This window comes from Bradyrhizobium sp. P3_C3 (genome assembly GCF_056402655.1).
Genome location: NZ_JBFUGY010000023.1, coordinates 76,625 through 100,003, shown reverse-complemented (window position 1 = coordinate 100,003; position 23,379 = coordinate 76,625). Strand labels below are relative to the sequence as shown.

The following is a 23,379-nucleotide window of genomic DNA, read 5'->3' as shown; positions in this document are numbered from 1 at the left end:
TTGGGCAACCCGCCATCGCGGCCGGCGATGGCGGGCCTCTCGCACGAGAGAGGCTAGCTTCGGCCGCGCACGACCGTCAGCCGGTCGGAGACGCCGCTCGCGGTGAGACGCGCATCGTCATGGGTCCGCAAATGCTCCACCAGCAGCTTCGTCACCGAGGGCAACGACTTGTAATCGCGCACGCCGATGACCAGGTCGCGGCGCGCCCAGGACTCATCGAGCGGGACGGTGACGAGACTGTCGACGCCGTAGCGGTCGCGAACGATCTCCAGCGGCACGACACCAACCCCCATCCTGGCATCGACGACGCGAAACAGCGCATCGAAGCTGCTGACGCGGATGCGCACCTTGAGGTGCTGCCCGAGCGCCGCGGCGGCCCGGACACACAGCGTCTCGATCGAACTGCCCTTCTCCAGGCTGACGAAGTCGAAATCAACCAGCTCGCGGAAGCGAACGCTGTTACGGCCCGCCAGCGGGTGGTCGCGCGTGACCAGCGCGACCAGGCTGTCGCTGCGATAGGACAGCAGCTCCAGATCCTGCCCGTCGATGTTGCCGCCGAAAATGCCGATGTCGGCCCGGTTCTCCACCACCGCGCGCACGATCGCGGGGCTGAGATCCTCCTCGATGTCGATGTGGACCAGCGGATGCCGCTCCAGGAACAGGCTGAGCTCATCCGCCAGGGCTTCGAGGATCGCGGACTTGTTGGCACAGATCCGGATCAGCCCGCGCTTGCCCTGCCGGTATCCCGTCAGCTCGCTCTCGAGCTTGCTCAAATTTCCCAGGATGATGCGCGCGTGCTCGAGCAGGGCGAAGCCGGCAGGTGTCGGCTCGATCCCTTTCGAATGACGATGCAGCAGCTCGACCTGAAACAGGTCCTCGATATCCGAGATGCGGCGGCTGACCGCGGACGCCGCGATGTTCTTCTTCTCCGCCGCCTTCGCGATACTCTGCTCCTCGACGATCGCCACGAACAATTGCAGCGTCAGCAGATCGATTTTAGCCGTCATCCGTCAGATCCTCGACCGGGCCCTCGCGAGGGGGCCATTGTGGAGAAGCTCGGCGGCCGGTCGCAAGTGCGGTGTCAGATTATGGTCCCCCGGGGACGACACCAGAGGCTGCCGCGACGCAGAGAGGCTGTCTTTGACGGGGCTTTCTCAAAGCCGTTTTGATATGGCGGAGAGGGAGGGATTCGAACCCCCGATAGGCTTGCACCTATGCCGCATTTCGAGTGCGGTGCATTCAACCACTCTGCCACCTCTCCTGAAGGCGCCAAGTAAGGAGCAGGGCCCCTGTGGTTGGGGGCGTTAATAGGCGAGGATGGCGGGCCAGACAAGGCGCGAAAGGGGAAAATCCGCTGCCTCTTTCGCCCCCCGCCCCAGCCCTCGGGAGGAACTGCCGTGGAGCATCTCACGATCAAGGCCAATGGTGCCGATTTCCACCTGGTCCGCGCGGGACGGGGCAAACCGCTGCTTTTGTTGCATGGTTGGCCGGAATTCTGGCTGACCTGGGAGCCGGTGATATCAAGGCTTTCGGACCGTTTCATGCTGATCGCGCCCGATCTGCGCGGCTTCGGCGACAGCGACAAGCCTATTGGGCCTTTTGGGCCGGACGGCCATGCGGACGACATGCTGGCGCTGATGGAGGGGCTCGGCATCGACCGATTCGCCGTGGTCGGCCACGATGTCGGCGGCGCCGTGATGCAGCCTTTGGCCCGGCAGGCGGGCGAGCGGCTCGCGGGGCTGTTCTTCTTCGACTTCGTCTATCCCGGCATCGGGCCGCGCATGGCGGCGCCTGATCGACTCAACCACATCTGGTATCAATCCTTCCACCAGATGGAGATGGCGCCCGCGCTCGTCGGCGCGAGCCGCGAGAGCTGCCGGCTCTATATCGGTCACTTCCTCAAGGGCTGGGCGCATCGGAAGAACGCCTTCGACGATGTTCTCGACGCCTTCGCCGACAATTTCTTCAGAGAAGGCAACCTCGCCGGCGGCTTTGCGCATTATCGCGCCTCGCATGCCGGGCGGGTCGCGATGATGAAGGGCGAAGCCCTATCGCTTCCGCCGATCAACGCGCCGACCTGCGTGCGCTGGGCCGAGCACGATCCGCTGTTTCCCTATGCCTGGACCGATCGTCTGGGCGAGACGTTTGGCGATCTCGATCTCGCGATGTTTCCGGGCGTCGGACACTTCCCGCATCGGGAAGATCCGGATCGCGCGGCCGCGGAGATCGCGGCGTTCTTTCAGCGGATTGGCTGGAGCTGAAGACAGGGGTGGGACCGCCAGACGCGGTAAACACTGGCGGTCCCGTGCCGCTCATTGAAATACTGGCTGGGAAGGGCGGCTTCGCCGGCCAGGGTGAGGCGACGATTCGACCGTAGCGAGTGTCCTGTGCGCCGCAACGCAATCCGGTCCTTAACCTAACCAGTCAAGGTTACTCCTTGTCCGCCTTACTCTTTTTCTTGCCGTTCTCAGTAGAATCCCGGTCTTTTCCGTTGCCGTTGTCCTTGCGGCGGTTGGTGAAGCGGGCATTGCCGAGCCCGGTGCCGATGGTGAGCACGCCCCAGCGATCGACATCCTGCATGAACGGCACCTCGGAGAGGCCCTGAACCACGCCGTCATTGTGCATCAGGATCGCGGTGTCGTGCTCGCCGATCACAGGGATGCCCTCGATCAGGCTCGCCGGCAGGTTGAACTTGCTGCTCTCCCAATTGCCCGGCAGGTTCTGCGCGCCCTTCTCGATCGAGCCATCCGCGTTGATCACGCCGGGACAGGCGATGCCGATGAACGGCGCGAGCTTGTAGCCGTCTTTCCCGGCCTCGGTGATCAGCCCCTTCAGCATCTTGATGAGCCGCTTCACCGCGCCCTCGCGGGTCGGCTCGTCATCGGCATGACGCCACAGCTCGGATTTCACGACCTTGGCCTTCGAGAGGTCCTTGGCCTTCTTCCAGCCGGTCTCCACCAGGCCGCAGCGGATGTTGGTGCCGCCGATGTCGACGGCGAGGATGCTGTCATGGGCCTCGAAGATCCATGACGGCGCCAGATGCAGCGCGCCTATCAGGCCCGCTTCATCGGGATGGGCGCGGATCGGCACCATGTCGATCTTGAAATCCTCGGCCTTGAGGATGATCCCGGTGCGCGCGATCGCAAGCTCCCCGAGCCGTGAATCGCGGAAGCCGCCGCCGACGACGATGCGCTCGGTCTTCGCCCAGGCCTTGCTCTTGAGGAAGCGACGGGTGACGTAAGCGAGCTCCTGGGCAAAGTCCTCGATGGCGCTGTGCACCACGGCCCAGGCCTCGGTGTCATCGCCGATCAGGATGGCGTCCAGCGTCTTCTTGCTGATCTCATCCGATGGCTCCTTGCCGAACGGGTCCTCGCCGGACTTGCGCAGCGGCTTGCGCCAGCGCTCGAGGATTTCGCGGAACGCGCCCTTGCTGGCGCGGTCGCCGAGGAAACCATCCTCGTCCTTCATCTCGATGTTGAAGCTGTCGATGTCCACCGACGGCAGCCGTGCCGCGCCGTGGGCGGCGATGCCCGTCGTCGTCTTGACCAGTTCGTCCGTTGCCATGAAAGCCCTGCCCGGTTACCTGTTCCGGCCGGGACAACGGCGCGGGAACCCGTAAGTTGCAAGCCGGCTGCAGATTCGCCGGAGAGCCGCGAAGGATGCCAAATCCTTCAAATCCGGGCCGTTTCCGGCGGTTTTCCTTGACTTGCCGCGTCCGGCGGCTATAAGTCCCACAACCGGCGCGGGGCGTTTCTCGCGCCGCTTATTTTTGCGTAGGTTTTCAAAGGGATAACTCCCGCCCGCACAAAACGCGCATAAACCCATAGCGACTGACAAAAAGCCGGCCCGGACGATTCTCGTCGCGAGGCCGGGATTTGAACACGGAGAAAAAACGATGTTCGCAGTCATCAAAACCGGCGGCAAGCAATACCGCGTCGTGCCGGATGATGTTCTCGAAGTAGGCAAGATCGAAGGCGAAGTCGGCTCGATCATACAGCTGAATGAAGTGCTGGTGCTCGGCGGTGACACGCCGGTCCTGGGCGTCCCGACGGTCGCAGGCGCGTCCGTTGCGGTCGAGGTGCTCGACCACAAGCGCGGGCCGAAGGTCATCGCGTTCAAGAAGCGCCGCCGCAAGAATTCGCGCCGCAAGCGCGGCTATCGCGACGAGATCACGGTCCTCCGTATCTCCGAGATCCTGACGGACGGCGCCAAGCCCACCAAGGGGCCGCGTCCGAAGCGGGAGAAGGTCGCCAAGGAAGCGACCACCGAAGAAGCCGCCGCATAATTTGATCACGCGCAATCACGAATTGATGCGTGAGAAATTGTGAAATGATTCCGTCAAGGAATTGATCTAGAAATACGCAGGATTTTGGAGACGAGCCATGGCTCACAAAAAAGCAGGCGGATCATCGCGCAACGGTCGCGATTCGAAGGGCAAGCGCCTCGGCATCAAGGCGTTCGGCGGCGAAGTCGTGATTCCCGGCAACATCATTGCGCGTCAGCGCGGCACCACCTGGCATCCCGGCCTTAATGTCGGCATGGGCACGGACCACACTCTGTTCGCCAAGATCGAGGGTCGCGTCACGTTCCAAGCCAAAGCCAACGGCCGCACATTCGTATCGGTACTCCCGATCGCCGAGGCGGCTGAATAGACGGTGGACCAAATTTGGAGTCCGCCGGGTCCTTGACCGAACCGGCGGAGTCCACAAGACGGCTCCAGGGGAGGCAGGGAAACCGGCCTCCCCTTTCGTTTGACTTGCTCACTTTTCACTTAGTGACTTTGACGGAGCCGGACATGTTGCAGGATTTCTCGAGCGTGACCTTGCGGGAGGCGAGACCGAGTGTCGTCGCCACCGAGCGGCTGACGTTGCGGCGCCCGACTCTCGCCGACGTCAGGACCATCGCCCACCTCGCCAACGACCGCCGCGTCGCGGAAAACACCCGTCGCCTTCCACACCCCTATTCGCAGGACGACGCCGTCGAATTCGTCCGCGCCACCGCCGCGCTCGGCAGCGAGACCGTGTTCCTGATCGAGCACGACACCGGGCCGGTCGGCATGGTCGGCGTCGACCGCTCCACGCCCGACAATGCCGAGCTCGGCTACTGGCTCGGCGTCGAGCATTGGGGCCAGGGCTTTGCCACCGAGGCGGCGCGCGGCGCGATCRATTTCTTCTTCGAGGAGTTCGAGGACGATCATCTCTATGCGGGTGCGCGCGTCACCAATCCGGCCTCGCGCAACGTGCTGGAGAAGTGCGGCTTCCAGTGGAGCGGCGTCCAGCTGCATCGCTTCCTCGCGCTGGGCTCGTCCACGCCCGTCGATTGCTTCCGCCTGTCACGCGGCGTGTGGTCGTCGCTGAAGAACTGGAGCAGTGCGAGACGGATGAGGTAGGGCGGAGAGCTGCTCATTCTCCGCTGTCGTCCCGGGGCGCGACGAAGTCGCGAGCCCGGGACCCATAATCCCAGGGAGAAGTGTGGCGCAAAGCTCCCACTCCGAGTTATCGCAAAACGACGTCCTGTGGGTATGGGTCCCGGGCTCGCGCTTCGCGCGCCCCGGGACGACAGTGTGACCACAGCTACGCCGGCGGATTCACCTCGTTGCTCGGGCGGCCGAGATCCCGCTCCCGCAAGTAAATGTAGAACCCGGCGCCGATGATGATGGCGGCGCCGATGATGGTGGCAATCGACGGCACGTCGCCGAACACGACGAAGCCGAAGATTACGGCCCAGACGATCATCGAATATTGATAGGGCACCACGACGCTCGCCGGTGCCAGCTTGAGCGAGCGGTTGACGCAGAACAGCGCCGTCACCGAGACGCAACCCGCCAGTGCGAAGATCGCGAGGCTGCCCGGTGTCGGCGGCACCCAGTGGAATGCCGACAGCACGGCACCCAGCGAGAACGTGCCGATGAATTGCGACGACGCCATCACGATGTCGGGCGTCTTGCGCAGGCTGCGCGTGATCAGCATCAGGGTCGCAAACGACAGGCTGCCGCCGAGCGCGATCAGCGCCGGCAGGCTGACCGTCTGCGCCGACGGCCGCAACGCGATCAGCACGCCGCAGAAGCCGATCAGGATCGCCGTCCAGCGCCGCCAGCCGACCTTCTCGCCCAGAAAGATCGCCGACATCGCTGTGACGAAGATGGGGCCCGCGAGATAATAGGTGATGACGTCGGCGAGCGGCAGATAGACCGTCGCGAGGAAGAAAGCGGCCACTTCCAGCGTCGACAGCACGACGCGAAACAGCTGCAGGCGCGGCCGCTCCAGATGCAGGAACTGGTGACGCTGCCGCCAGACCAGCGGCGACAGCAGCAGTAGCGCCGCGCAGGCGCGCAGGAACAAGAGCTGCCCCACCGAATAGGTCCCGACCAGGAACTTGCCCATGGCGTCACCGAACGAGAACATGAAGATCGACAGCACCATCAGCGCAATGCCGGCCAGGCGTGCGGAGCGGTCGTCATAGGCGGAGAGATTCTTGAAGAAGGGCATTGGCGCCGTTTTAATCACGTGGGCGCGCCGGACAAGCCCGCATCTGCTGATTGAACGGATTGTCGCACTCTTCGCGGCGCGATAGCGATAGATGCCTCCCCAACTAGAGAGCATGGACATGACCGACTTCGACCCGACCCGGCATCGCATGATCCCCGCGCAACGCTGGTTTGAGGATTTCGTGGTCGGCGAGCGCTTCGTACTGCCGAGCCGCACCCAGACCTCGGCGGTGTTCGCCGCCTTCCAGACCGCGAGCGGCGACACCCATCCCGTGCATTACGACGTGGAATATTGCCGCAGCCGCGGCATGCCGCATCTGCTCGCCCACGGCTTCCAGACCTTGATCCACACCGCGCCCGGCGCAGGCCTGTTTCCGTTCATGGTCGAGGACTCCCTGGTCGGCTTCCTCGAGCAATCGAGCCGGTTCCTCAAACCGGTGTTCGCCGACGACACCATCTATCCCGCGCTCGAGGTCACGGAGCTGGTGCCGGGTCGCACGACCGGCGCGGTGACGCTCAAAAGCACCGTATTCAACCAGCGCAAGGAGCTGGTGCTGGAGGGGATGCAGAAATTCCTGATCCGGAGACGGCCTGCAGGTTAAGCACGGGGCCAAATTCGCCGAAATTCGGCCGATTCAGGGATAAGTCCGGGTTGCCGCGCGGGACCGCCTGCCCTACCTATGGCCCATGAAATTCCTCGACGAAGCAAAGGTCTATATCCGCTCCGGTGACGGCGGGAACGGCTGCGTGGCGTTCCGCCGCGAGAAGTTCATCGAATTCGGCGGTCCTTCCGGCGGCAATGGCGGCCGCGGCGGCAACGTGGTCATCGAGGTCGCCGACGGCCTCAACACGCTGATCGACTACCGCTACCAGCAGCATTTCAAGGCCCAGAAGGGCGAGAACGGTTCGGGCTCGGACCGTCATGGCGCCAACGGCAAGGCGATCGTGCTGAAGGTCCCCGTGGGCACGCAGATCTTCGACGAGGACCGCGAGACCCTGATCCACGACTTCACCGATGTCGGCGAGAAGTTCGTGCTGGCCGAGGGCGGCAATGGCGGCTTCGGCAACGCGCATTTCAAATCGTCGACCAACCGCGCGCCGCGCAACGCCAATCCCGGCCAGCCCGGCGAGGAGCGCTGGATTTGGCTGCGGCTGAAACTGATCGCGGATGCCGGCCTGGTCGGCCTGCCCAATGCCGGCAAGTCGACCTTCCTCTCCAAGGTCAGCGCGGCGAAGCCGAAGATCGCCGACTATCCCTTCACCACGCTGCATCCGCAGCTCGGCGTCGTGAATTCCGACGGCCGCGAATTCGTGCTGGCGGACATTCCCGGCCTGATCGAAGGCGCGCATGAAGGCGCCGGCCTCGGCGACCGCTTCCTCGGCCATGTCGAGCGCTGCCGCGTGCTGCTGCATCTCGTCGATGCGACCTGCGAGCATGCCGGCAAGGCCTACAAGACGGTGCGCAACGAGCTCAACGCCTATGGCGGCCTGCTCACCGACAAGATCGAGATCGTCGCGCTGAACAAGATCGACGCGGTCGGGCCGGACGAGTTGAAGAAGCAGAAAGACCGGCTGAAGCGCGCCGCCAAGAAGACGCCTCTGCTGCTCTCCGGCATCACCGGCGACGGCGTGAAGGAAGCGTTGCGCGCGCTTGTCGAAGTGATCGGCGAGGCCCCGGTATCGGCCAAGGCGAAGAGCGCGGCGGAAGCGGAGCCGTGGTCGGCGTAATCCGACCGGCTCAAGCGGCCCGCTTGTCTTCGCTGGCGCGATAGCGCAGCATCAAAAGATCAAGAAACGGCAGGGGCGAAGCATGGCGCGCGCGAAGAACGTTCTCTGGATCATGTGCGACCAGCTTCGCTACGACTATCTCGGCTGCACCGGCCATCCCACGCTGAAAACGCCCAACATCGACGCCATGGCCGAGCGTGGCGTGCTCTTCAGCAAGGCGTATGTGCAGTCGCCGATCTGCGGCCCGTCGCGGATGTCGTTCTACACCGGGCGCTACATGCGCTCGCACGGCTCGCACTGGAACGGCTGGCCGCTGCGCGTCGGCGAGCCCACGCTCGGCGACCACCTCAAGAAGATCGGCGTGCGCAACGTGCTGGTCGGCAAGACCCACATGGCGCCCGATCTCGAGGGCATGAAGGCGCTCGGCATCCCGCCGGAATCGATGATCGGCGTGCACGTCGCCGAATGTGGGTTCGAGCCTTATGAGCGTGACGACGGCCTGCATCCGACCGGACGGCCGCGCCCGAAATACGATGAGTACCTGCGCAGCCAAGGATTCGAGGCGCCCAATCCCTGGGAGCATTGGGCGAATTCCGGCGCAGCGGACGACGGCTCCTTGCAGAACGGCTGGCTCCTGGTGCATGCCGACAAGGCCGCGCGCGTGCCGGACGAGCACTCCGAGACGCCCTACATGACGCGGCGCGCGATGGACTTCATCAGCGAGGCCGAGACCGACGGCAGGCCGTGGTGCCTGCATCTGTCCTACATCAAGCCGCACTGGCCCTATATCGCGCCCGAGCCCTATGCGAGCATGTATTCGACCGATGACATGATCCCGGCGATCCGCTCCGAGCGCGAACGCCAGAACCCGCATCCGGTGTTCGGCGCCTACATGGACATGCGCTACTCCCGCAACATGGCGCGCGACGAGGCCCGCGAGAAGGTGATCCCGACCTATATGGGCCTGATCACCCAGATCGACGACCAGATGGGCGTGCTGATGAAGTTTTTGGAGGCGCGCGGTCTGCTGGACACCACCATGATCGTGTTCACCTCCGATCATGGCGATTATCTCGGCGATCACTGGATGGGCGAGAAGGATCTGTTCCACGAACAGTCGGCGAAGATTCCGTTGATCATCATCGATCCGTCGAAGGAAGCCGACGCCACGCGTGGCACGCGCAGCGACGCGCTGGTGGAAGGCATCGATCTCGCGCCGACCTTCGTCGATTATTTCGGCGGCAAGGTGCCGGGCCACATCCTCGAAGGACGCTCGCTGCTGCCACTGCTGCGCGGGCCAACGCCGAGCGATTGGCGCAAGGTGGCGTTCTCCGAATACGACTACGCCATGCAGGATGTGCGGCTGAAGCTGAACCAGCCGATCGAGCGCTGCCGCCTGTTCATGGTGTTCGACGGCCGCTGGAAGTACATCCACGCCTCCGGCTTCCGCCCGATGCTGTACGACCTCGAAAGCGATCCGGAAGAGTTTTTGGATCGCGGCGACGATCCCGAATGCGCCGGCATCATCGCGCGCCTTCAGGCCGAGCTGTTCGACTGGGCGCTGCATCCCAACGACCACATCACCACGCCCCGTGAGAAGATCGCTGCCTATGCTGACAATCAGCTTCAGGTGAAGGGCGGCATTTTGATCGGCGTCTGGGACGAAGCCGAGCTCGCGTCGATCAAGGACGGGATCGCGCAACGCGCGAAGCTCTAAAACCCCTCATGGTGAGGAGGCGCGACAGCGCCGTCTCGAACCATGCAGGCCCCGCTGCTACAGCCGGGCCTTTCATCCTTCGAGATGCCGCTCCGCGGCTCCTCAGGATGAGGGGATAGAGTAGCGCGCGGCGTTCAATTCTCGATCTTGTACCCCGTCGCCTTCACGATCGGCTGCCAGAACGCCGTGTTCGCGGCGAGCTCCTTGGTCAGCCCATCCGCATTGCTGCCGACCGGGATCAGCCCGATCGCGGTGAGCTTCTCATTCACCTCGGGCCTGGCGAGCGCAGCGCTTGCGGCTGCGCCGAGCTTGCTGGCGAAGTCCGGCGGGCTGCCGGCGGGGAGCCACATGCCGTACCAGGCGTCCGCGACGAGATCGATGCCGCTCTCCTTCAGTGTCGGCACCTCGGGTGCGAAGGGCGAACGCTCCGCGCTCGCGACCGCGATGATCTTCACGCCCTTGGCGCGGTGCTGCGGCAGCGCATCGGCCAATGTCACGATGCCGAACGACAGATGGCCGCCGATGAGATCGTTGAGGATAGGCGCGCTCCCGCGATAGGGCACGCGGGTCAAGGGAATGCCGAGATCCTTCTCGAGCTTGGAGCCCATGAAATGCGGAATGGTGCCGTTGCTCGGCACCCCGAACGACGTCTTGTCCGGATGCGCCTTCAGCCACGCCACGAATGACTTGAAATCGGCAGCATCGATCGCCGGGCCGATCACGACGGCGAATTCGAACCGCGCCAGCAGCGACACCGGCATAAAATCCCTGGCCGTGTCGAAGCTCGGCGTCGTCTCCACCATCGGCAGCAGGTACATGGTCGGCCCGGTCGTCACCAGCACCATGCTGCCGTCGGCGCTCGCGCCCTTCACCGCCTTGATACCGATCAGGCCGTCGCCGCCGGTACGGTTCTCGACCACGATGGTCCGTTGCAGCACCGGCGCCATCTCCTGCGCGATCAGCCGGCACAGCGTGTCGCCGCCCGCTCCCGCCGCGAACGGGAAGATCATTTTTGTCAGCCCGGCCTGCGCTTGCGATCCGCCCGCCTGCGCCAACAGCGGCAACCCGAGACATCCGGCGATGAAGTTGCGGCGATCCATCAGTTTCCTCTTCGAGCCCGTTATGGTTGGCGACAGTTAGAGCCAGGCGAGCGACCCGGACAAGCGCCGTTTACCATTCCGACCGCCTTGCGCCGGCCATCGTCCTGCTGCAAAAGCAGGCCTTAACCGGCGCCGCCTGTCGCTCCGCCGTTTCCGATGCAGAGCAATTCGTCACACGCGCCAACACATACACACATGGCCAGCCCCGAACTCAGTCAATTCCGCCGCATCGTCGTCAAGGTCGGCTCCGCCCTGCTGGTCGATTCCGACAAGGGCGAGGTGCGCGCCTCCTGGCTCGCCGCGCTCGCCGACGACATGGCCAAGCTGCATCGCGAGGGCCGCGATGTGCTCGTGGTGTCCTCGGGCTCGATCGCACTTGGCCGCAGCCGCCTCAAGCTGCCGCGCGGCCCGCTGAAGCTGGAGGAGAGCCAGGCGGCCGCCGCCGTCGGCCAGATCGCGCTGGCGCGGATCTGGTCGGAGGTGCTCGGCGCCCACGGCATCGGCGCGGGGCAGATCCTGGTCACGCTCCAGGATACCGAGGAGCGCCGCCGCTATCTCAACGCTCGCTCCACCATCGGCAAGCTGCTGGAATGGCGCGCGATCCCCGTCATCAACGAGAACGACACGGTCGCCACCAACGAGATCCGCTACGGCGACAATGACCGCCTCGCCGCGCGCGTCGCCACCATGGCGAGCGCCGATTTGCTGGTGCTGCTATCCGACATCGACGGGCTCTACGATGCCCCGCCGAAGAACAATCCGAACGCAAAACTCATTCCCGTGGTCGACAGCATCTCCTCGGAGATCGAGGCCGTGGCAGGCGACGCCGAGTCCGAGCTGTCGCGCGGCGGCATGCGCACCAAGGTCGAGGCAGCCAAGATCGCGACCACAGGCGGCACGCATATGCTGATCGCCTCGGGCAAGATCGAGCATCCCCTGCAGGCGATCGCCGACGGCGGCCGCTGCACCTGGTTCCTGACGCCGGCCAACCCCATCACCTCGCGCAAGCGGTGGATCGCGGGCACGCTGGAGCCGAAAGGCACGCTGACCATCGATGCCGGCGCCGTGACGGCGCTGCGTGCCGGCGCCAGCCTGCTGCCGGCCGGCGTGATCAAGGTGGAAGGCCAGTTCGCCCGCGGCGATGCGGTGATCGTGCGCGGCCCTGATACCAGCGAGGTCGGCCGCGGCCTGATCGCCTACGATGCCGAGGTCGCCGAGCGGATCAAGGGCCGCTCGTCCCCGGACGTGATGGCCATCCTGGGCATCAGCGGGAGGTCCGAGATGATCCACCGCGACGATCTGGTGGTGGGTGGGTAAGGACGAGCAAGTCCGCCAACTATTGCATGTCGTCAGAGCCGATATCCTGACGGCCGTGCATCACGCGGACAATCTCGACTCCATCGGGCAGCGGGACATAGAAGATCACGTAATTGCCAACGGGGAAGCTGCGCAGGCTGTCGCGCAATTCTCGCCGTTCGCGGCCAGCCAAGGGATTTTCCACGAGCATCTCGAAAATCTCGCCGATGCGCGCAATCTGCTTGTCGGCCGCCCGAACGCTGTCCGACGCGATGAAATCCCAGATCGAATCTAGATCTTGGTCGGCTTGTGGGGCCTTGCGGAATCTATTCGCCACGTTTGCGCGCGGCCAGTCGCTGCCGTCCCCGCGCCTTGATGTCGTTCATCCATTCCTGGACATCGACCTCTTCCATTGGTCCGCTGTCAAACCCCTTCTGGATTTCCTCCCGCAGCGCCTCCAGCTTGACCCTGCGCCGCTCTTCACGCTCCTCGACTAGGCGAAGGCCTTCGCGCATGACCTCGCTCGCGGTGGCATAGCGGCCGCTCTCGACCAGATTGTCGATCAGGTCCTCGAAATGCTTTCCAATGCTGTAGCTGCTCGCCATGGAACGGCTCCGTTATCAAGTAATGATATTTATTGATATTTGAGCGCCTCGCAAGGATCCGTCCGGCCTCGGGGGCAACCAGGCCATTGGCCGACCGGGCGGCGCGAACCGGGCCCCAGCCATACCCTCCCGACCCTTCGCAGACGCGGGATTTCCATGCTAGGACACCGCCTTAGCAGAAGGTTGAAGCTCCAATGGCCGCCCCCCTCAAAGCCATCGACGGCAATGCCGATCTCCAGGCGCTGATGTCCGATCTCGCCGCCCGTGCCCGCGCTGCCGCGCGCGTGCTGGCGCTGGCGCCGCCGGAGCAGAAGAACCGGGCGCTCGAGGCCATGGAGCGGGCGATCCGCGCGAACTCTGCCGCGATCCTTGCCGCCAATGCCGAGGACGTCGCGGATGCCCGGGCCTCGGGCACCATGATCGCCTCCTTCATCGACCGCCTGACACTGACACCTGCGCGCGTCGAGTCGATGGCCGAGGGCATCGGTATCGTGCGCGGCATCGCCGATCCGATCGGCATCGTCACCGAGAGCTGGCAGCGGCCGAACGGCATGACCATCGAGCGCGTGCGCGTTCCGCTCGGCGTCGTCGGCGTGATCTTCGAGAGCCGGCCGAACGTTGCGGCCGATGCCGGCGTGCTGTGCCTGAAATCCGGCAATGCCGTGATCCTGCGCGGCGGCTCCGACAGTTTTCGTTCGTGCCGCGCGATCCATGAATGTCTCGTCCAGGGTCTGCGTGAAGCGGGCCTCCCCGAGGCGGCGATCACGCTGGTGCCGACGCGCGACCGCGCGGCGGTCGGCATGATGCTGTCAGGGTTGAACGGCGCCATCGACGTGATCGTTCCGCGCGGAGGCAAGAGCCTCGTCGCGCGCGTCGAGCAGGAAGCCCGCGTGCCCGTGTTCGCGCATCTCGAAGGCGTCAACCACGTCTATATCGATGCCAGCGCCGACCTCGCCATGGCGAAGTCGATCGTGCTCAACGCCAAGATGCGCCGCACCGGCGTCTGCGGCGCGGCCGAGACGCTGCTGGTCGATCGCGCCGCGGCCGCCAAGAACCTGAGGCCGCTGGTCGAGATGCTGATCGAGGCCGGCTGCGAAGTGCGCGGCGACGACGCCGTGCAGAAGACCGATGCGCGCGTCAAGCCTGCCAGCGAAGACGATTGGGACACCGAATATCTCGACGCGATCATCGCGGCGAAGGTGGTGGACGGTGTCGACGGCGCGATCGCGCATATCCAGAACCACGGCTCGCACCACACCGATGCGATCGTGAGCGCGGACGAAGCTGCTGCGAAGAAATTCCTGAGCGAGGTCGATTCCGCGATCGTGCTGCACAATGCCTCGACGCAATTCGCCGACGGCGGCGAGTTCGGTTTCGGCGCCGAGATCGGCATCGCCACTGGCCGATTCCACGCCCGTGGTCCTGTCGGCGCCGAGCAGCTCACGAGCTTCAAATATCGCGTCCACGGCACAGGTCAGACGCGGCCGTAAGTCATGTCGCGAGGCGTGGGGCATTGAGTAACAATTTCGTCGCGCCACGTTTCTTCGCGCAGGCCATTCCGCCCTACACCGAAGGCATGCGCGTTGGCCTGCTCGGCGGCTCGTTCAATCCACCGCACGAGGCCCATCGCGCCATCAGCCAGTTCGCGCTGAAACGCCTCCGACTCGACCGCGTGTGGTGGCTGGTGACGCCGGGCAATCCGCTCAAGGAGAACGGCACGCTGCATGAGCTCGGCGCGCGCATGCAGGCCGCGCGCGACGTCGCCGACGATCCCAGGATCGAGGTGAGCTGTCTCGAATCCGTCATTCGTACCCGCTATACTATCGACACGATCAACACCTTGCGCCGCCGCCTCAGCGGCCTGCGCTTTGTCTGGATTATGGGCGCCGACAATCTCGCTCAATTCCATCGTTGGCAGCACTGGCGGCGCATCGCCGACCAGGTGCCGATTGCGGTCATCGATCGCCCGCCGCAGAGTTTTCGCGCCCTCGCCTCGCCCGCTGCCCAGGCCCTTGCACGCTACCGCGTGCCCGAGACGGACGCGGCATTGCTTCCGGATCGGCCGGCGCCAGCCTGGGTCTTTCTGACCGGATTGAAACTGAACCTGTCCTCGACCGGCTTGCGGAACCCGGACGGGAGCTGGAAAGGTCCGAAGTGAGACGGAGTGTGTGGACGTTGTGGGGATTTCGGACTCTCTGGCATATTGAAACCCTTAACCCCACATGATGTAGTGTAACCAGTGAGCGGCGGATTCGGCGTTCGCGATACAGTGAAAGGAATGGTCCCTGACCACATCTGTATTGTCCAAGTCTGTTTTACCCAAGGTAGCGAAACCGGCGCGTAAAACATCGACCAAAGCTGCGGCCTTGAAGGCGCAACCCGACGCCGACAAGACGCTGAGCCTGATCCTCTCCCGCCTCGACGACATGAAGGCGGAAGAGACGGTCACCATCGACCTTCGCGGCAAATCGGCGTACTCCGACTACATGATCGTCACCACCGGCCGGGTGAACCGGCACGTCGGCGCGATCGCGGACAACGTCGCCAAGGGCCTCAAGGAAAACGGCATCAGGAACATCCACGTCGAGGGCTTGCCCAATTGCGACTGGGTGCTGATCGATTCCGGCGATGTGATCGTGCACGTGTTCAGACCCGAGGTCCGCGAGTTCTACAATCTCGAGAGATTGTACACCCAGGGCCCAGGGGCGGCGAAGGCGATCTAGGCTCATCGAGCCGATTTCGAATCGGCTGACGCGCATGCTAGCGTCGTGCGCGCGCATATTGCGCGCAGTCTTGAAACACGACCTGAAGATATCATGCGCGTTGCTGTCATCGCGGTGGGCCGGCTGAAGCAGGGCCCCGAACGGGAGCTTGCCGACCGCTATTTCGAGCGGTTCGACGAAGCCGGCCGCAAGCTCGGATTCCGCGAGCTCATCATCCACGAAATCCCCGAAAGCCGCGCGCGCGACACCGCAACTCGGATGGCCGAAGAGGCCGCGGCGATCGGTGCTCATATCCCGGAAAAATCGATCCTGGTGGCGATGGACGAGCGCGGCCAGAATCTCGACTCCACCGTATTCGCACGGCACCTCGGGCGCTGGCGCGACGAGGGTGCCGGACATACTATCTTCGTGATCGGAGGGGCGGACGGACTTTCGCCCGAATTGCGCCGTAAGGCCAAGCTCGCGATCGCGTTCGGCTCTGCGACCTGGCCGCACCAAATGGTCCGCGTCATGCTTCTGGAACAGCTTTATCGGGCCGCCACCATTCTGGCCGGCCACCCCTATCACCGCGCGTGATGCGCGCACAACGAGCACCTTTGCGTAAAGCGATGCGAGCGCCGATCCTCAACCTGCTGCTGATCGCCGGCGTTACAGGCGCAAGCCTCGCGCAAGCTCAGACGCAAGGTCAGACAATTGCGCCCGCTCCACAGACGGCGGCCGCCTCGCCCGATGCGATCAAGCAGCGTGAGCAGGAGCTCGAGGCCGCCCGCGCGCGGCAGAAGAGCGCCGAGGAAGCGCAGGCCAAGCTCAAGGCCGAAATCACCTCGCTCGGCCAGGACCGCACCCAGCTCAATCAGCAGCTGATCGACACCGCAGCCAATGTGCGGACCGTCGAGACCAAGATCGACGAAGCCGAAGCGCGGCTGCGCTCGCTCAACGGCCGCGAGCAGCAGATGCGCACCTCGCTGGAGTCGCGCCGCGCCGACATCGTCGAGGTGCTGGCGGCCCTGCAGCGCGCCGGCCGGCGCACGCCGCCGGCGCTGTTGGTGCGCCCCGAAGACGCGCTGCAATCACTGCGCACCGCCATGCTGCTCGGCGCCGTGGTGCCCGAATTGCGCGGCCGCGCCGAGAAGCTCGCGGGCGACCTCGGCGAGCTCGTGGCCTTGCGCAGGAACATCGCCGCCGAACGCGACCAGCTCGCCACCGACCGCGACAAGGTCCGCAACGACCAGACCCGGCTCACCGCCCTGGTCGACGAGCGGCAGCGCCAGCAGGCGTCGCGTGAAAAAGACCTCGACGCCGAGAACTCGCGCGCCATCGCGCTCTCCAGGCAGGTCGGCGATCTCCAGGGGCTGATCACCAAGATGGAGCAGGATCTGCAGAGCGCCGCCAAGGCCGCCGAGAAGGCGGCCGAGGCCGCCAAGCAGGCCGAGGCCAAGGCGGCCGCCAGCGCCAAGCCCGGTCCGGGTACTTTCAAGGACCGGTCCCGGACCACCCCGGCGATCGCCTTCGCAGCGGCCAAGGGGCTCCTGCCTCTCCCGGTTAACGGTAACAAGATCAGGGATTTTGGCGGTTCCGATGGGGTCGGCGGTGTCCAGAAGGGCATTTCCCTGGCAACCAGGCCCGGCTCCCAGGTCACGACGCCGTGTGATGGCTGGGTTGTCTATTCCGGTCCGTTCCGCAGCTATGGACAACTCTTGATCCTCAACGCCGGGGGCGGGTATCATGTCCTGATCGCCGGGATGGAGCGCATTTCGGTTAACATCGGTCAGTTTGTGCTCACGGGGGAGCCGGTCGCGACCATGGGATCGACCTCACAAGTCGCCTCCATTCTCGCCACGAACGCGAGTCAACCTGTGCTGTATGTCGAGTTCCGTAAGGACGGCACTCCAATCGATCCAGGCCCATGGTGGGCCGCAAATGAAGGCGAGAAGGTTCGCGGATGATGCGCAAGACTTCAGTTATCCTCCTCAGCGCGGCCACCGGTGCTGCGCTGACGCTGTTCGTGACCCAGCCGCGCGCGGTCTTCATGGGCTCCAGCGCGCGAGCCGCAACTGCAGACACCTATCGCCAGCTCAATCTGTTCGGCGATGTGTTCGAGCGCGTGCGCTCGGACTATGTCGAGAAGCCCGATGACACCAAGCTGATCGAATCCGCCATCAGTGGCATGCTCACCGGCCTCGATCCGCATTCGAGCTACATGGACGCCAAGAGCTTCCGCGACATGCAGGTGCAGACCCGTGGTGAGTTCGGCGGCCTCGGCATCGAAGTCACGATGGAGGACGGCCTGATCAAGGTGGTCTCGCCGATCGACGACACCCCCGCTTCGCGCGCCGGCGTCATGGCCAACGACATCATCACCAATCTCGACGACGAAGCGGTGCAGGGCCTGACCCTGAACCAGGCGGTCGAGAAGATGCGCGGTCCGGTCAACACCAAGATCAAGCTCAAGATCATCCGCAAGGGCCAGGACAATCCGATCGACGTCACCCTGGTGCGCGACAACATTCGCGTCCGCTCGGTGCGCGCGCGAATCGAGGCCGACGACATCGCCTATATCCGCATCACCACCTTCAACGAGCAGACCACCGAAGGCCTGAAGCGCGAGGTCGCCAACCTCTCGAATCAGATCGGCGACAAGCTCAAGGGCTACATCATCGACCTCCGCAACAACCCGGGCGGCCTGCTCGAGGAAGCGGTCACCGTCTCCGACTCGTTCCTGGAGAAGGGCGAGATCGTCTCGACCCGCGGCCGCAATGCCGAGGAGACCCAGCGCCGCACCGCGCATGCGGGCGACCTCACCAAGGGCAAGCCTGTTATCGTGCTGGTCAACGGCGGTTCGGCCTCGGCGTCGGAAATCGTCGCCGGCGCGCTGCAGGACCACAAGCGCGCGACCATCGTCGGCACGCGCTCGTTCGGCAAGGGCTCGGTGCAGACCATCATTCCGCTCGGCTCGGGCAACGGCGCGCTGCGCCTGACCACGGCGCGCTACTACACGCCGTCGGGCAAGTCGATCCAGGCCAAGGGCATCGTGCCTGACATCGAAGTGCTCCAGGACGTGCCGGACGAGCTGAAGTCGCGCACCGACACCAAGGGCGAGGCTTCGCTGCGCGGCCATCTCAAGAACGACGGCGACGAGAAGACCGGCTCGCAATCCTACGTCCCGCCGGACGCCAAGGACGACAAGGCGCTCAAGCTCGCGGACGACCTGCTCCACGGCATCAAGAACAGCGCCTCCGCGGCGCCGACGCCGGGCGACAACAAGGCCACGACCGACAAGCCCAAAGCGGCGAACTAAGTCGGCGCGTCATCTCATCTCTCGAAAAGGGCGGCTCCGGGAGCCGCCCTTTTTGCTTGGGGCTCCTGCTACCCCCGGCCTATCCCGGCCTGACGCCGCTTGACCTCGGCGTGGTATCGTCGGCGGGAGTGATTCGGGATCTCGCATGACTGAAACGGCCGATGATCTGAGCGCCCCGCTCGGACAGGACAAGCCGCGCCGGAAACGGCGGCTGCGGCTGCCGTTCACAGCCATGCAGGCCCTCGCGGTCATGCTCGGCCTGTTCCTGGTCGTCTTCGCCGGCTTCGCCATCTTCAACAAGGATCCGCTCGGCGGCGAGCCGATGACGCGGATTGCGATCCGCGAGCCCAAGGCCACCGACGAGAAGCCGGCCGCCGCGAGCCCTGGCCAGGAGAGCAAGCCAGAGAGCAAGCACGAGGCGAAGGAAGCGCCGAAGCAGGCGGGCGAGCAGAAGACCGTCACCATGATCGACGGTTCCACCGGCACGCGGCACGACGTGGTGATCGGTGGCGGCGATGCCGCCGACAAGGGCGACGCGGCGGCCGCCTCCGCCCCTCCGCCCGTCATGGCCGGGATCGATCCAAAGCTGCTGGAAAAATCGCGCTACGGCATGATCCCCGTGACGGCCGAGGGCGCGAAGCCGTTCAACGTCTACGCGGCGGATGCCGACCGCGCCAAGGCGGCGAAGATGCCCGTGGTCGCGATCCTGATCGGCGGCCTCGGCGTCGGCGCGGCCAAGACCACCGATGCAATCATGCGGCTGCCGCCGGCGGTGACGCTGGCCTTCACGCCCTATGGCGCCGACCCCGGCAAGCTCGCCGAGCGGGCTCGCGCCCAGCGCCACGAGATCTTCCTCCAGATCCCGATGGAGCCTTACGATTTCCCGGACAACGACCCGGGCCCGCAGACGCTGCTGACCTCGCTCACCACCGACCAGAACATGGACCGCCTGTACTGGCACCTGAGCCGGATGCAGGGCTATGCCGGCCTCACCAATTTCATGGGCGCCCGCTTCGTGGCGACCGACGCCGCGATGCAGCCGATCATCCGCGAGGCGGCCAAGCGCGGCCTCGGCTTCTTCGACGACGGTTCCTCGCCGCGCAGCATCGCGCCCCAGGCCGCGGGCAGCCAGGCGATGCCGTTCGGCAAGGGCGATATCGCGATCGACGTGGTGCCGACCCCGGCAGAGATCGACCGCGCCCTGAACAAGCTCGAATCAATGGCGCGCGAGCGCGGCGTCGCAATCGGCACCGCCTCCGCCCTGCCGGTCTCGATCGAGCGCATCGGCAGCTGGACCAAGACATTGAGCGACCGTGGTATCCTTTTGGTGCCGTTGACAACCGCGATGCTGAAATCAAAATCTAGCTAAATCAACGGATTGGTACGTTACGGGCCCTCGGGACCGGCATACCCACCAAAAGCACGCGAGAGGTCTGGCGGAATGGCACGTTACGAGGATCTGCCCTACCGTACCTGCGTCGGTGTGATGCTGATCAACATGAAGGGTCTGGTGTTCATCGGCCGCCGCGCCGGTGGCATCGAGCATGTCGACGACGCCCATGTCTGGCAGATGCCGCAGGGCGGCGTCGATCCCGGTGAGGACACCTGGGATGCCGCCAAGCGCGAGCTCTATGAGGAGACCAGCGTGCGCTCGGTCGAGCGGCTCGGCGAGGTCCCGGACTGGCTCGTCTACGACATCCCGCGCACGGTTGCCGGTCGCGCCTGGAAGGGCCGCTATCGCGGCCAGCGCCAGAAATGGTTCGCGGTCCGGTTCACTGGCAAGGACAGCGAGATCAACGTCGAAAAACCCGGCGGCGGCCACAAGGCCGAGTTCGTGAGCTGGCGCTGGGAGCCGATGAAGAACCTGACCGGGCTGATCATCCCGTTCAAGCGCCCGGTCTATGAGCGCGTGGTGAAGGAATTTTCCGCGCTGGCGGATGAATAAATCAAATCGTCATCCCGGGTTCGGTGCTAATGCATCGCCGGAATGACGATGAAAGACGCGCGCGTGACCAATCAAAAACCCTACCGTCCCAACGTGGGGATCGCCCTCTTCAATGCCGATGGCCGCGTGCTGATCGGCCACCGCTTCAAGGGCGACGGCCCCGAGATCATCCTGCCGGGCCTCGACTGGCAGATGCCGCAAGGCGGTGTCGATGAGGGCGAGAACCTGCGCGATGCGGCGCTGCGCGAACTTTGGGAAGAGACCAGCGTCAAGAGTGCGGACTATCTCGGCGAGACAGACTGGCTGACTTACGAGTTCCCTCCCTACGACGGGCCGCAGACGCACCGGCTGGCGAAGTTCCGCGGGCAGCGCCAGAAATGGTTCGCGCTGCGCTTCACCGGTCGCGATGACGAGATCGATCCGCTGACGCCGCGCAACGAACAGCCCGCGGAGTTCGACGCCTGGCGCTGGGAGCGGCTCGACCGCGTCACCGAGTTCGTGGTGCCGTTCCGTCGCGACGTCTACCGCGCGGTCGCGCAGCAGTTTGCGCCCTTCGCAAACTAAAACCGCGAAAACAACCCCATGCACAGTAGCCGGCGATTGCCGGCACGATGTGCAGTGATCGTTGCGAAGTTTTTGAAGCGTCAGAGAGAATCGGCCGCGGGGCGCAAGCGGCTTGGCGGCCTATGTCCAGCAAGCGCTAATTGGTCGGTCCCACCGTGAATGGGCCGATCGCGATGACGTGGCAATCGCTGTCGCGCTTGGCGCAGTCGGCGAGCGCGGAATTGACGGCAGTCTGCTCGTCCGCGGCCTTCAGGCCGAGGCCCGGCCGGCCCGCGGTTCCGACCGCGACCGCGTTCCAGCCCATGCCATCGGCGAGCTTGCGTACGACCTCGGCCCGCGCGTCGGCGGCGATCGAGGCGTTGGAAGCGGCATGGAAGAAGCCGGTGATCCTGAGCAGGGTCGGGATCGGCACGACGAAATTGTCGTCGACCGCGACGATCAGACAGGCCACGCCGGCGATGGCGCCGCACGATTCCAGCGAACGCCGCGCCGAATCGTCGACGGATGACGCGCCCAGTACCATGAAATATTGACCGCCCGGGCCGAGCGCGATCGAGCGGGATTTCGCCGCCGGCACGAACATGTTCTCGAGCCGGACTTTTGCCGGATCGCGCACCATAGGAAAATCTTTCGGCACGAAGGCCCGCTCGGTCATGGCGTCGTGGCGCACCCAGGGCTGCGGCGGCATCGGCGGCTTGCCGTGGGTGTAGACGACGTCGTTGCCGACCGCATAGAGCTCGCAGCGCCGCGGCGATTGCGCGGCATCGGCGCGCTTCTGGCACTGCTCCAGCGCCATGTTGCGCGCGGTTTCCTCGGTCGGCTGGTTCAACGCCGCGCCCGTGAAGCCGCCGATATTGAGCGCGAAGGCCTTGTAGTCGCCGGAGGCGGAATAGTCGCCTGCCAGGTAGTTGCGGATGCGCTCGTTGATGAAGGGCACGCTGTCGGCGGCAAGCTTGCCTGATAGCGGCGCGGCGGATGGTGAGGGCGCGGGCATCGGCGCCATCGCAGCGCCGGCTGGGCTCATCGGAGCCATCGGCGCCTTTGCCATCTGGGTCGGCATCGGGCTCGGCGCCACGGCATCTGCCGCCGGCGCTGCGCTCGGCGTCGCGGCCGGCGCGGCCGCGGCGGTGACCGTCTGCTTGAGCTTGGTGTTGTAGAGGAAGCCGGTGACAAGGATGGCGACGACCGAGACGACGGCGACCACCAGCGGCCACATCCACACCGGTGCCGCGGCCAGCTTGGAGGCGGGCTTCTTCACTTTCGGCGTGGCGTAAGTGCCGTCCTCGCGCCGCATCGCCACCATGTAGGCGTGCACCGGCGTCGGGATGTTCTTGACCTCCTGCGCGCCGATGTCGGCGAACTGCACCGACAGCTTGTTGGCGACCTGCTCGTGCACGGCGCGGGAGACGCAGATGCCGCCGACCTCGGCGAGGCCTTCGAGCCGGGCGGCGATATTGACGCCGTCACCGAGCAGATCGCCGTTGCGCTCGACCACGTCACCGATGGTGATGCCGATGCGGAACGACATCTGCCGGCTCGGCGGATAGGCCATGTTGCGGGTTCGCAGGGATTCCTGGATGTCGATCGCGCAGCGCACCGCATCGACCGCGCTCGGAAATTCCGCGAGCACGGCGTCGCCCGCCGTGTTGAAGATGCGTCCGTTGGCTTTCGCGATGAAGTCGTCGATGACCTCGCGATAGGAGGCGAGACGCCGCAGCGTCTCCTCTTCGTCTTCCGCGACCAGTCTTGAGTAACCGGCAATATCGGCTGCGAAAATCGCTGCGATCTTGCGTTTCATCTGCTGCCAGCCCCGAAACAAATTCGCGGGCGCAGAATGCCGCTATCGGCGGCGCGGTGCAACAAAGTTTCAGCGCCCGCCACTTTCGTGACGAGCGCTGAACCTGTTCAGGAATTTT

General features: G+C 65.0%; 24 protein-coding genes and 1 tRNA gene. 17 read left to right on the top strand and 8 right to left on the bottom strand.

The genetic code is table 11. The annotated features are described in order from the left end of the window. Window positions 1–53: 53 nt before the first annotated feature. Complete coding sequence (locus tag AC1DW2_RS24985) at window positions 54–1,007, bottom strand: LysR family transcriptional regulator (protein ID WP_354178965.1); 954 nt, start codon at window positions 1,005–1,007, stop codon at window positions 54–56. Window positions 1,008–1,171: 164 nt separating this feature from the next. Beyond that, window positions 1,172–1,261 (bottom strand) — tRNA-Ser (locus AC1DW2_RS24980). 136 nt (window positions 1,262–1,397) lie between these two features. Between AC1DW2_RS24980 and AC1DW2_RS24975 the strand changes: the two genes are divergently transcribed. Beyond that, complete coding sequence (locus AC1DW2_RS24975) at window positions 1,398–2,261, top strand: alpha/beta fold hydrolase (RefSeq protein WP_354178963.1); 864 nt, start codon at window positions 1,398–1,400, stop codon at window positions 2,259–2,261. A 169-nt stretch (window positions 2,262–2,430) separates the two neighbouring features. On the opposite strand, the gene AC1DW2_RS24970 is transcribed toward AC1DW2_RS24975, so the two are convergent. Further along, window positions 2,431–3,564 carry an ROK family protein gene (locus tag AC1DW2_RS24970; protein WP_354178961.1) on the bottom strand — a complete coding sequence of 378 codons (1,134 nt, stop codon included), beginning with the start codon at window positions 3,562–3,564 and terminating at the stop codon, window positions 2,431–2,433. A 331-nt stretch (window positions 3,565–3,895) separates the two neighbouring features. Between AC1DW2_RS24970 and rplU the strand changes: the two genes are divergently transcribed. The 3 genes from rplU to AC1DW2_RS24955 all read left to right on the top strand — a co-directional run bounded on the left by rplU (window position 3,896) and on the right by AC1DW2_RS24955 (window position 5,389). Then, a complete protein-coding gene (gene rplU / locus AC1DW2_RS24965; RefSeq protein WP_063980440.1) occupies window positions 3,896–4,285 on the top strand; it encodes a 50S ribosomal protein L21 in 390 nt (129 codons plus the stop codon). A 97-nt stretch (window positions 4,286–4,382) separates the two neighbouring features. Continuing rightward, the gene (gene rpmA / locus AC1DW2_RS24960) at window positions 4,383–4,652 is read left to right on the top strand and encodes a 50S ribosomal protein L27 (protein WP_011083253.1); all 270 of its coding nucleotides are present in this window, start codon (window positions 4,383–4,385) and stop codon (window positions 4,650–4,652) included. Window positions 4,653–4,795: 143 nt separating this feature from the next. Further along, window positions 4,796–5,389 (top strand): GNAT family N-acetyltransferase, encoded by a 594-nt coding sequence (locus tag AC1DW2_RS24955; RefSeq protein ID WP_477007335.1) that lies wholly within the window; start codon window positions 4,796–4,798, stop codon window positions 5,387–5,389. 184 nt (window positions 5,390–5,573) lie between these two features. On the opposite strand, the gene AC1DW2_RS24950 is transcribed toward AC1DW2_RS24955, so the two are convergent. Further along, window positions 5,574–6,488, bottom strand: coding sequence for a DMT family transporter (locus tag AC1DW2_RS24950; protein WP_041960617.1), 915 nt, complete (start codon window positions 6,486–6,488; stop codon window positions 5,574–5,576). Between the two features lie 118 nt (window positions 6,489–6,606). Here AC1DW2_RS24950 and AC1DW2_RS24945 point away from each other — a divergent pair, with 118 nt between their 5' ends. From AC1DW2_RS24945 to AC1DW2_RS24935, 3 genes are all read left to right on the top strand, one after another. Continuing rightward, on the top strand, window positions 6,607–7,089 hold the full coding sequence (locus AC1DW2_RS24945) for a MaoC family dehydratase (protein WP_014490587.1): 483 nt from the start codon (window positions 6,607–6,609) through the stop codon (window positions 7,087–7,089). An 85-nt stretch (window positions 7,090–7,174) separates the two neighbouring features. Beyond that, a complete protein-coding gene (obgE, locus tag AC1DW2_RS24940; RefSeq protein ID WP_063980437.1) occupies window positions 7,175–8,215 on the top strand; it encodes a GTPase ObgE in 1,041 nt (346 codons plus the stop codon). An 82-nt stretch (window positions 8,216–8,297) separates the two neighbouring features. After that, window positions 8,298–9,932, top strand: a complete 1,635-nt coding sequence (locus AC1DW2_RS24935; RefSeq protein WP_477007334.1) for an alkaline phosphatase family protein — start codon at window positions 8,298–8,300, stop codon at window positions 9,930–9,932. A gap of 134 nt (window positions 9,933–10,066) precedes the next feature. Here AC1DW2_RS24935 and AC1DW2_RS24930 read toward each other — a convergent pair whose 3' ends face one another. After that, a complete protein-coding gene (locus AC1DW2_RS24930; RefSeq protein WP_477007333.1) occupies window positions 10,067–11,032 on the bottom strand; it encodes a Bug family tripartite tricarboxylate transporter substrate binding protein in 966 nt (321 codons plus the stop codon). Between the two features lie 195 nt (window positions 11,033–11,227). Here AC1DW2_RS24930 and proB point away from each other — a divergent pair, with 195 nt between their 5' ends. Beyond that, the gene (gene proB, locus AC1DW2_RS24925) at window positions 11,228–12,349 is read left to right on the top strand and encodes a glutamate 5-kinase (RefSeq protein ID WP_028149988.1); all 1,122 of its coding nucleotides are present in this window, start codon (window positions 11,228–11,230) and stop codon (window positions 12,347–12,349) included. 19 nt (window positions 12,350–12,368) lie between these two features. On the opposite strand, the gene AC1DW2_RS24920 is transcribed toward proB, so the two are convergent. Together AC1DW2_RS24920 and AC1DW2_RS24915 are read right to left on the bottom strand one after the other, a co-directional pair. Further along, entirely contained in the window at window positions 12,369–12,665 is a 297-nt protein-coding gene (locus AC1DW2_RS24920) for a type II toxin-antitoxin system RelE/ParE family toxin (protein WP_063980434.1), read from the bottom strand. Then, the gene (locus tag AC1DW2_RS24915) at window positions 12,655–12,933 is read right to left on the bottom strand and encodes a type II toxin-antitoxin system ParD family antitoxin (protein ID WP_477007332.1); all 279 of its coding nucleotides are present in this window, start codon (window positions 12,931–12,933) and stop codon (window positions 12,655–12,657) included. Before AC1DW2_RS24915 ends, AC1DW2_RS24920 begins: the two co-directional genes overlap by 11 nt. A gap of 194 nt (window positions 12,934–13,127) precedes the next feature. Between AC1DW2_RS24915 and AC1DW2_RS24910 the strand changes: the two genes are divergently transcribed. The 9 genes from AC1DW2_RS24910 to AC1DW2_RS24870 all read left to right on the top strand — a co-directional run bounded on the left by AC1DW2_RS24910 (window position 13,128) and on the right by AC1DW2_RS24870 (window position 21,463). Continuing rightward, window positions 13,128–14,423: a glutamate-5-semialdehyde dehydrogenase gene (locus tag AC1DW2_RS24910; protein WP_477007331.1), complete on the top strand. Its 1,296-nt coding sequence runs from the start codon at window positions 13,128–13,130 to the stop codon at window positions 14,421–14,423. Window positions 14,424–14,446: 23 nt separating this feature from the next. Further along, entirely contained in the window at window positions 14,447–15,091 is a 645-nt protein-coding gene (locus tag AC1DW2_RS24905; protein WP_247306825.1) for a nicotinate-nucleotide adenylyltransferase, read from the top strand. Window positions 15,092–15,299: 208 nt separating this feature from the next. Beyond that, window positions 15,300–15,656 (top strand): ribosome silencing factor, encoded by a 357-nt coding sequence (gene rsfS, locus AC1DW2_RS24900; protein ID WP_014490594.1) that lies wholly within the window; start codon window positions 15,300–15,302, stop codon window positions 15,654–15,656. Window positions 15,657–15,749: 93 nt separating this feature from the next. Continuing rightward, window positions 15,750–16,232 carry a 23S rRNA (pseudouridine(1915)-N(3))-methyltransferase RlmH gene (rlmH, locus tag AC1DW2_RS24895; RefSeq protein ID WP_354118481.1) on the top strand — a complete coding sequence of 161 codons (483 nt, stop codon included), beginning with the start codon at window positions 15,750–15,752 and terminating at the stop codon, window positions 16,230–16,232. 32 nt (window positions 16,233–16,264) lie between these two features. Then, window positions 16,265–17,602 carry a murein hydrolase activator EnvC family protein gene (locus tag AC1DW2_RS24890; RefSeq protein WP_477007359.1) on the top strand — a complete coding sequence of 446 codons (1,338 nt, stop codon included), beginning with the start codon at window positions 16,265–16,267 and terminating at the stop codon, window positions 17,600–17,602. After that, window positions 17,599–18,954 (top strand): S41 family peptidase, encoded by a 1,356-nt coding sequence (locus AC1DW2_RS24885; RefSeq protein WP_014490597.1) that lies wholly within the window; start codon window positions 17,599–17,601, stop codon window positions 18,952–18,954. Before AC1DW2_RS24890 ends, AC1DW2_RS24885 begins: the two co-directional genes overlap by 4 nt. 145 nt (window positions 18,955–19,099) lie before the next feature. Beyond that, window positions 19,100–20,323: a divergent polysaccharide deacetylase family protein gene (locus tag AC1DW2_RS24880; protein ID WP_477007330.1), complete on the top strand. Its 1,224-nt coding sequence runs from the start codon at window positions 19,100–19,102 to the stop codon at window positions 20,321–20,323. A gap of 72 nt (window positions 20,324–20,395) precedes the next feature. Then, window positions 20,396–20,899, top strand: coding sequence for an RNA pyrophosphohydrolase (locus tag AC1DW2_RS24875; RefSeq protein WP_063980427.1), 504 nt, complete (start codon window positions 20,396–20,398; stop codon window positions 20,897–20,899). A gap of 63 nt (window positions 20,900–20,962) precedes the next feature. Next, the gene (locus AC1DW2_RS24870; RefSeq protein ID WP_063985996.1) at window positions 20,963–21,463 is read left to right on the top strand and encodes an RNA pyrophosphohydrolase; all 501 of its coding nucleotides are present in this window, start codon (window positions 20,963–20,965) and stop codon (window positions 21,461–21,463) included. A 136-nt stretch (window positions 21,464–21,599) separates the two neighbouring features. Here AC1DW2_RS24870 and AC1DW2_RS24865 read toward each other — a convergent pair whose 3' ends face one another. Beyond that, the gene (locus AC1DW2_RS24865; RefSeq protein WP_477007329.1) at window positions 21,600–23,261 is read right to left on the bottom strand and encodes an adenylate/guanylate cyclase domain-containing protein; all 1,662 of its coding nucleotides are present in this window, start codon (window positions 23,259–23,261) and stop codon (window positions 21,600–21,602) included. Window positions 23,262–23,379: the final 118 nt, after the last annotated feature.

Coding starts and splice junctions, on each gene's coding strand:
- AC1DW2_RS24985 (WP_354178965.1), bottom strand. CDS start 1,007: ATGACGGCTAAAATCGATCTGCTGACGCTGCAATTGTTCGTGGCGATC.
- AC1DW2_RS24970 (WP_354178961.1), bottom strand. CDS start 3,564: ATGGCAACGGACGAACTGGTCAAGACGACGACGGGCATCGCCGCCCAC.
- rplU (WP_063980440.1), top strand. CDS start 3,896: ATGTTCGCAGTCATCAAAACCGGCGGCAAGCAATACCGCGTCGTGCCG.
- rpmA (WP_011083253.1), top strand. CDS start 4,383: ATGGCTCACAAAAAAGCAGGCGGATCATCGCGCAACGGTCGCGATTCG.
- AC1DW2_RS24950 (WP_041960617.1), bottom strand. CDS start 6,488: ATGCCCTTCTTCAAGAATCTCTCCGCCTATGACGACCGCTCCGCACGC.
- AC1DW2_RS24945 (WP_014490587.1), top strand. CDS start 6,607: ATGACCGACTTCGACCCGACCCGGCATCGCATGATCCCCGCGCAACGC.
- obgE (WP_063980437.1), top strand. CDS start 7,175: ATGAAATTCCTCGACGAAGCAAAGGTCTATATCCGCTCCGGTGACGGC.
- AC1DW2_RS24935 (WP_477007334.1), top strand. CDS start 8,298: ATGGCGCGCGCGAAGAACGTTCTCTGGATCATGTGCGACCAGCTTCGC.
- AC1DW2_RS24930 (WP_477007333.1), bottom strand. CDS start 11,032: ATGGATCGCCGCAACTTCATCGCCGGATGTCTCGGGTTGCCGCTGTTG.
- proB (WP_028149988.1), top strand. CDS start 11,228: ATGGCCAGCCCCGAACTCAGTCAATTCCGCCGCATCGTCGTCAAGGTC.
- AC1DW2_RS24915 (WP_477007332.1), bottom strand. CDS start 12,933: ATGGCGAGCAGCTACAGCATTGGAAAGCATTTCGAGGACCTGATCGAC.
- AC1DW2_RS24910 (WP_477007331.1), top strand. CDS start 13,128: ATGGCCGCCCCCCTCAAAGCCATCGACGGCAATGCCGATCTCCAGGCG.
- rlmH (WP_354118481.1), top strand. CDS start 15,750: ATGCGCGTTGCTGTCATCGCGGTGGGCCGGCTGAAGCAGGGCCCCGAA.
- AC1DW2_RS24890 (WP_477007359.1), top strand. CDS start 16,265: ATGCGAGCGCCGATCCTCAACCTGCTGCTGATCGCCGGCGTTACAGGC.
- AC1DW2_RS24885 (WP_014490597.1), top strand. CDS start 17,599: ATGATGCGCAAGACTTCAGTTATCCTCCTCAGCGCGGCCACCGGTGCT.
- AC1DW2_RS24880 (WP_477007330.1), top strand. CDS start 19,100: ATGACTGAAACGGCCGATGATCTGAGCGCCCCGCTCGGACAGGACAAG.
- AC1DW2_RS24875 (WP_063980427.1), top strand. CDS start 20,396: ATGGCACGTTACGAGGATCTGCCCTACCGTACCTGCGTCGGTGTGATG.
- AC1DW2_RS24865 (WP_477007329.1), bottom strand. CDS start 23,261: ATGAAACGCAAGATCGCAGCGATTTTCGCAGCCGATATTGCCGGTTAC.